The following is a 5,951-nucleotide window of genomic DNA, read 5'->3' as shown; positions in this document are numbered from 1 at the left end:
TTATCACTATTGGTGCATCTGTCCGTAGGCTACCGTTGACGGAACAACGGGTTCAATCATTCAATTCCAGCTCGTGGATTAGAATTTTGAACAATTATTTACGCAACTTCGTGTCGCACCTTGATGAAACTGTTTACCACCGCGTATGACTTTCCGCTGCCCGGCGTACCCAGCACGATGGAGGCGCGGAATGGGTTCACCACGTTGATCCAGCCGTTGTTCCAACGTTTCCTATAATAAAAGCGGGTGGGCAGATTGACCGAATACTCGCTTTCGATGAGCCGTGTTTCCTGCATGAAGCTCTCGTTCTCGTTGTTGAACACGTCATCCATAAGGTTGTGTTTCAACAGGCGGCTCATCCACAGACCGCCCATCAGCAGGCAGACATAGCCCGTGCCTACGGTCAGCGCGTAAAGTCCCGTCACCGCTTCAACCGGCAGCGGCAATGCCAGTATCCACCAGTTGAGGAAGAACAACACGAACCCTGCGGCAAGTGCCGTCCAGATCCTTCCCCAAGTGATTTTCTCTCCCTTGACGCCCTTCGTCCCCAGACAGGACAGGGCAAGCAGGAGGACGGCGAACAGTTTCGTGTAGAGGATGGAATGGAACAGCCCCGCCGTGCGGTTGAAGTTCATCAGGATTCTGTCCACTACGCCGATGTCCACGCCCCAGAGCCGTATGGCTTCATAGCAGAACCAGTACACGTTCATGACCACTAAAATAATACTCACGGCACGCAGAAAATCCATGATTTTCGCCAATGCCCTCAAATCGTCTTCTTGTTGTGACATAGATTGAAAAATTTTGATGTTGATACTTACGGTTACATTCCCAAGCCCTTGCGCCTCTTCTTTTTCCTCTTGCGCTGCATCGCCCGGATAAAGGCTTCCTCCTCGGCATCCACAGCCGGACCTTCGGGAGTGAGCAGACCGACACCGCCCGCCGTGTTCTCGTGGTCGGATGCGGTCTGTCCGCGCATATCCTCTTCTGTTTCCACCGGAACGGACAGCGGAATCGGCGGCTGTCCGGCATAAGGCAGCGTAAAGTGTTCCTGCAAGGCGTTGGCGGAAAGTTCCTTGCCCATGCGCGAGCCGTTCAGCACGCAGCCCGTTCGGTGGTCTATGAACGTGGCTCCGTAGATGCGCCCTTCCTCCGTGTAGCGCAGTACGGTGTCGATGCCCTTTTCCTTGAGCCGCGAAACGAACTTCTCCTTGTCATACGTGCCTTCAAGCACGGAAAGCACGGTGCGTTTCGTCATGTCGGCGAGTTTCCGGTCCTTAATCTCCTGTTTGGAACGGGCAAACTTCTTCTGCACGGCTTCATAGCCTGCGGACTTCCCGAAAAGCGAGGACTTGAACGGGTTGCCAGTCTTGTTCCCGGCATCATCGGTGACGGAATAGACCAGCCCGTGATACTCACGCCCGCGCACGTTTCCCCGCGCTTCCTCCACCGTCATATTATATAAGGATAGGAGGGCGCGATATTCGCCCATCGTCCGGAAACGGTACTGTCCACTCAGAGCCTTGACGGTATTTCCGACCTGCCTCTTCACGTCGCCCGCCGAAGCGTCCACCTTGCGCAGCGGATTTTCCAGCCGTAGGTTCTTACGCTCCGCCGGGTGCAGCCCGTACTTCCGTTCCAGTTCCCTGCGGATGCGGTCGCTGCGGCGGAAGAGGAAATCCTGATTGAGCCGCCTGCCTTTCTCGTCCACATTGATTGTCACGATGTGCAGGTGGTGACGGTCTATGTCCTCGTGCTTGACAACAAGGTACGGCTGGTTCCCGTAGCCGAGTTTCTCCAGATACTCGCGTGCGATGTCCTGCAATTCCGTATCTGTCAGCACGTCGTCGGGATGCGGGTTGAGCGAGATATGGAGTACCGGTTTCTCCACCCTCGTATGCTCCGGCATACAGGCGAGAAAACCTTCCATCGCCTTGCGTATGTCCACCGTCCCCGTGCCGTCATTGTAGATGCGGTTGGTGGTGAGCAGCCGCCCTTTCGCCCCGTTGATCTTTTCCCCGTTGTAGGCAAGCGCGCCGTACAACGACTTTCCTACACTGATTTTTGCGACCATTTCGCCTCCATTTCCCTTGAAAGTTCCACAATCTGACGGCTCAGTTTCACGAGTTCGACGGTCTGTTGCTCCAGCTTGTAGAGCAACGCCATCGCCTTTTTCTCGGAAAAATGCAGCCTGAGTTCCTTCACGACTTGGTTGTAGTTCGTGCCTACCGCGCGGAACTGCGCATGGAAATCGGACAGTCTGGTGTAGTAATCCACCAGCGTCCTGTCCACTTTCAGCACCCTGAACGGTTGCCCGAAGAAGTGCGCCTTGATGAAAACCGACTTGGCGTAAACGCCCGACTTCTCGAACATGGCGAGGAAACGGTTGTGTTCCTCCTCGTTGAAACGGACGGTGTAACGGAACACCGCCGGGTCAAGTTTGGGATTTCTCCCGGTCTTGTTTCTTTTCTCTTTCATATAAACTTTGGATTTAGCGGATGGACGGCATAAGCCGCCGCTTCTTGGCACAGACACCGCAGGTTTGAAAGGCTTCCCGACTTCGGAGAGGAAGCCCGCCCCCTGCAAGGGCAAGTGCTTTTCGTGGCTGCTCAAAACGTTTTGAGCGGCTGAAAAGACATCTTGCTATGTTCAGGCGAACATAAAAATCCGTCGGGGACGGATTGGGGGAATGCCTTTCAAACTCCGGGCTGCACCACCTGCGGCGAACCCTGCCGTTCGGGTGCAAAGTTACGCCCTTAAAGCGGTATCGGACAGAGGCTTGACCCGGACAATCAGTGCCAACCGGCGCAACATGCCGCCACTTGCCGGGGAAGTGGTACAGGTTCCAAAATATCCTTGTTTATTTGCAGCATGATTCAAGAAACGAACAATTTGAAGATATGAAAAATGAGGCTTTCAAATACCCGGCAAACCGCTTCGGCGGCTATTTGCCTGACCGGATACCCGAACCTTCGGATACCCGGCTTTCCAATGACGCGGTGATTCACGGATTCAATGACTTCATGACGCAATGTCGTCATTCACCAGTTATCCGAATCCCTGCCTCACCGTTGAAGCGGATACGTGACGAACCGGACGGGCGGAGATTCGCGGATGCGGATATACATGTCACCGATTCCGTATCGGAGCAGGAAAACAATTCATCAACCATTAAAACCAACAGAACCATGAGTAATGAAACATTCGTTGCATTCGCAACACAGAAAGGGGGTATCGGCAAATCCACCGTCACGGCACTTGCCGCCAACTACCTCCACAACGTGAAAGGACACAATGTCGCCGTCATAGACTGCGACGCCCCACAGCACAGCATACACGGGTTGCGTGAACGTGAAACGGGACTTATCGGCGGGAGCCTCTATTTCAAGGCACTCGCGTGTGACCACTTCCGCAAGATAAGGAAGAACGCCTATCCGGTCATCGCAAGCGACGCCCTTGACGCCCTCGATGACGCCGAAAGGATGCTTGCCGCAGAAGAGGTGAAACCCGACGTCGTGTTCTTCGACATGCCGGGAACCCTGAAAAGCAACGGCGTGGTCAAGACCCTCTCGCAGATGGACTACATCTTCGCGCCCATGAGTGCCGACCGTTTTGTCGTGGAAAGCACCCTGCAATTCGCCGTGATGTTCCGTGACAACCTCATGACGACGGGACAGGCGAAAACAAAAGGGCTGTACCTGTTCTGGACGATGGTGGACGGCAGGGAGAAGAACGGGCTTTACGACCTGTATGAGGATGTGATCGCCGAGATGGGGCTGCCGGTGCTGTCCACCCGCCTGCCCGACAGCAAGAAGTTCCGGCGCGACCTCTCGGAAGAGCGCAAGAGCGTGTTCCGCTCGACTATCTTCCCGATGGATGCGTCCCTGCTGAAAGGAAGCGGCATCCGTGAGTTCTCGGAAGAGATAAGCCGTATCATCAGACCTCAATAATCATGGGCAGCAGGAAAGTGAACACCGAAGGCATTGACGAGGAACTGTTGATAGCCTCCATCGGCAGACGCAGGCAGGACGGGACCCTGTACCACGCGCAGGAGCCGCCCGCGCCTGCTCCCGAAGAAGAAAGCGTCCCTGAGACGGAACCGCCGCCCGTGCAATACACGGCAAAGGAAAAACCGCAGAGGGACACCGTCCGCCGCAAACGGCAGGAGGACGACTATTCCGGGCTGTTCCTCCGCCGCAACGAGATAAAGACGCGCCAGTGCGTCTATATCAGCCGTGACGTCCACAGCAAGATTCTCAAAATCGTGAACGACATCGCCGGGCGTGAAATCTCGGTAGGCGGCTACGTGGACACCGTGCTGCGCCAACATCTGGAACAGCACAAGGAGAAAATAAACGAACTGTACAAGAAACAACGTGAAGACTTGATTTGAATATGGAAAAGAACCGGAAAAACAGAAGTCCGCAGCATGACGGCGGCGGTATGCTTGCCCAAGTGCAGGCGAGTGTGGAAATCCTGTCCCCCGTGCCGTTAGGCGGCAAATGCGGTGAGAAGGACTATGAACGGCTGTTCATCCGTGAAGCCGAAGTGAAGGCACGCGAGGGAAAGATGGCGTATGTGCGCCCGGAGTACCACGACCGCATCATGCGCATCACCCGTGTGATCGGGCACGACCGGCTGTCGCTGTCCGCCTACATCGACCATGTGCTTACGCACCACTTCAACCAGTGCGAGGAGGCGATAAAGAGCCTTTACGCCCGGAATTACGACGCAGTATTTTAACCCTCAAAAAAGAGAACGTGCATGAGTGAAACAATAAGCATGACTGATATTCTGCTGACCGTATCGGTCGGCTGCAACCTGTGGTTTCTGTTCCTGCTCCTTTATGACAGGATCATGGAAACCAGACTTGTCCGCTTCCTCAGAAGCATAGCCGGACTGTGGCGGTCGTTGGGCGGCACTGCGGCAAAGCCCGAAACAGTAAGGGAAACACCGCCCGCAGACACCCCGGACATCATCGGCAAGAGCCGTTTCAGGATGGCACCGACCCGGACAACCGCTGCCATACCGACGCAAGAAGCCGCCACTTCGGAAAAAGGCATTGAGCTGACGGAGGAAGAGGCTACTTTTGACGACGGAAACACGGAAACCGTGTCCCGTCCCGCACAAGTCCCGGAGGATAAACTCGACGAAACCTTCACGAGCCTCACGCCTTCGGAACTGGAGTTCGGGGAGGACGAGCCGGAGGAAGAAACGCCCGACGCGCCGAGGGCATCGGGAAGCAGTTTCGACGAGATAGACGATGCGGTCAGAACCGCCAAAAAACCGGAAGCGACAGCGACGGAACGGGAGCGGGCGGCAAAGGTCTTCACCGACATGGAAGGGACGGAGCTGTACGAGAAGCTGATGACCGGCTCGTCCGAAATGAGCATCCGCATCAAGGGGCTTATCGAAATCCGGCTGAAGAAGCCGAAAAAGGATTTTGTCGTCCCGGACAATATTGAGGACTTCGACATCCGCGACTATGTATAACGAAAAAAGAAATGGTAATGAAAATGTAAAATTACACCCATGCGGCGAGGAAGCGCAAGGCACGTCCGGTCCGCAACGGACACACCCAAGTCCGTAGAAACAAACGGGCAGCCCACTAAACCAAAGAAAAGTAACCGAGTATCAACCGCCCGATAAAGGACCATCCACCCTTTTGACGGCACAAAACAAGAACAGTTTATGAACAAGAACAACAGACAGAAACTTATCCTATCTGCGGCACTTCTTATTGCCGCAACCGCCTCCGCCTTCGCGCAGGGAAACGGCATCGCGGGCATCAACGAAGCCACCTCTATGGTGAGTTCGTATTTCGACCCCGGCGTGTGACACGTGAGCCGCGTAAGTGATTGTGTAACTATGATTTAATTCATTGATTACACCTGCAATTCCGTTTGCAGTAGTCTGAGAGTACGTGCATTGCGAGTAATCTCTTTGTGCGA

The 5,951-nt window shown here is 54.8% G+C and carries 6 protein-coding genes and 2 pseudogenes; 5 read left to right on the top strand and 3 right to left on the bottom strand.

All coding sequences use genetic code 11. The annotated features are described in order from the left end of the window. Positions 1-107: 107 nt before the first annotated feature. The 3 genes and pseudogenes from H8S63_RS19360 to mobA form a co-directional block, all read right to left on the bottom strand. A pseudogene (locus H8S63_RS19360) lies at positions 108-791 on the bottom strand (YWFCY domain-containing protein); the annotation flags it as partial. Between the two features lie 32 nt (positions 792-823). Next, positions 824-2,074 (bottom strand): conjugal transfer protein MobB, encoded by a 1,251-nt coding sequence (gene mobB / locus H8S63_RS19355; protein WP_008645598.1) that lies wholly within the window; start codon positions 2,072-2,074, stop codon positions 824-826. Then, positions 2,053-2,478: a conjugal transfer protein MobA gene (mobA, locus tag H8S63_RS19350; protein ID WP_005944180.1), complete on the bottom strand. Its 426-nt coding sequence runs from the start codon at positions 2,476-2,478 to the stop codon at positions 2,053-2,055. Before mobA ends, mobB begins: the two co-directional genes overlap by 22 nt. Before the next feature lie 422 nt (positions 2,479-2,900). On the opposite strand from mobA, the gene H8S63_RS19345 reads away from it, so the two are divergent. The 5 genes and pseudogenes from H8S63_RS19345 to H8S63_RS19325 all read left to right on the top strand — a co-directional run. Then, positions 2,901-3,950: a ParA family protein gene (locus H8S63_RS19345; RefSeq protein ID WP_008645599.1), complete on the top strand. Its 1,050-nt coding sequence runs from the start codon at positions 2,901-2,903 to the stop codon at positions 3,948-3,950. Positions 3,951-3,952: 2 nt separating this feature from the next. Next, the gene (locus H8S63_RS19340) at positions 3,953-4,393 is read left to right on the top strand and encodes a DUF3408 domain-containing protein (RefSeq protein WP_005944168.1); all 441 of its coding nucleotides are present in this window, start codon (positions 3,953-3,955) and stop codon (positions 4,391-4,393) included. 2 nt (positions 4,394-4,395) lie between these two features. Continuing rightward, positions 4,396-4,743 (top strand): DUF3408 domain-containing protein, encoded by a 348-nt coding sequence (locus tag H8S63_RS19335; protein ID WP_008645600.1) that lies wholly within the window; start codon positions 4,396-4,398, stop codon positions 4,741-4,743. A 21-nt stretch (positions 4,744-4,764) separates the two neighbouring features. Beyond that, positions 4,765-5,493, top strand: a complete 729-nt coding sequence (locus H8S63_RS19330; RefSeq protein WP_008645601.1) for a hypothetical protein — start codon at positions 4,765-4,767, stop codon at positions 5,491-5,493. Positions 5,494-5,691: 198 nt separating this feature from the next. Beyond that, a pseudogene (locus H8S63_RS19325) lies at positions 5,692-5,832 on the top strand (DUF4134 family protein); the annotation flags it as partial. Positions 5,833-5,951 lie beyond the last annotated feature (119 nt).

Origin of the sequence: Bacteroides sp. NSJ-39, from assembly GCF_014287315.1 — a bacterium.
In the GTDB taxonomy this organism is placed as follows: Bacteria; Bacteroidota; Bacteroidia; order Bacteroidales; family Bacteroidaceae; genus Bacteroides; species Bacteroides finegoldii.
Note: the sequence above shows the minus strand (reverse complement) of the source record. Positions and strands in the feature narration are given on the sequence as shown.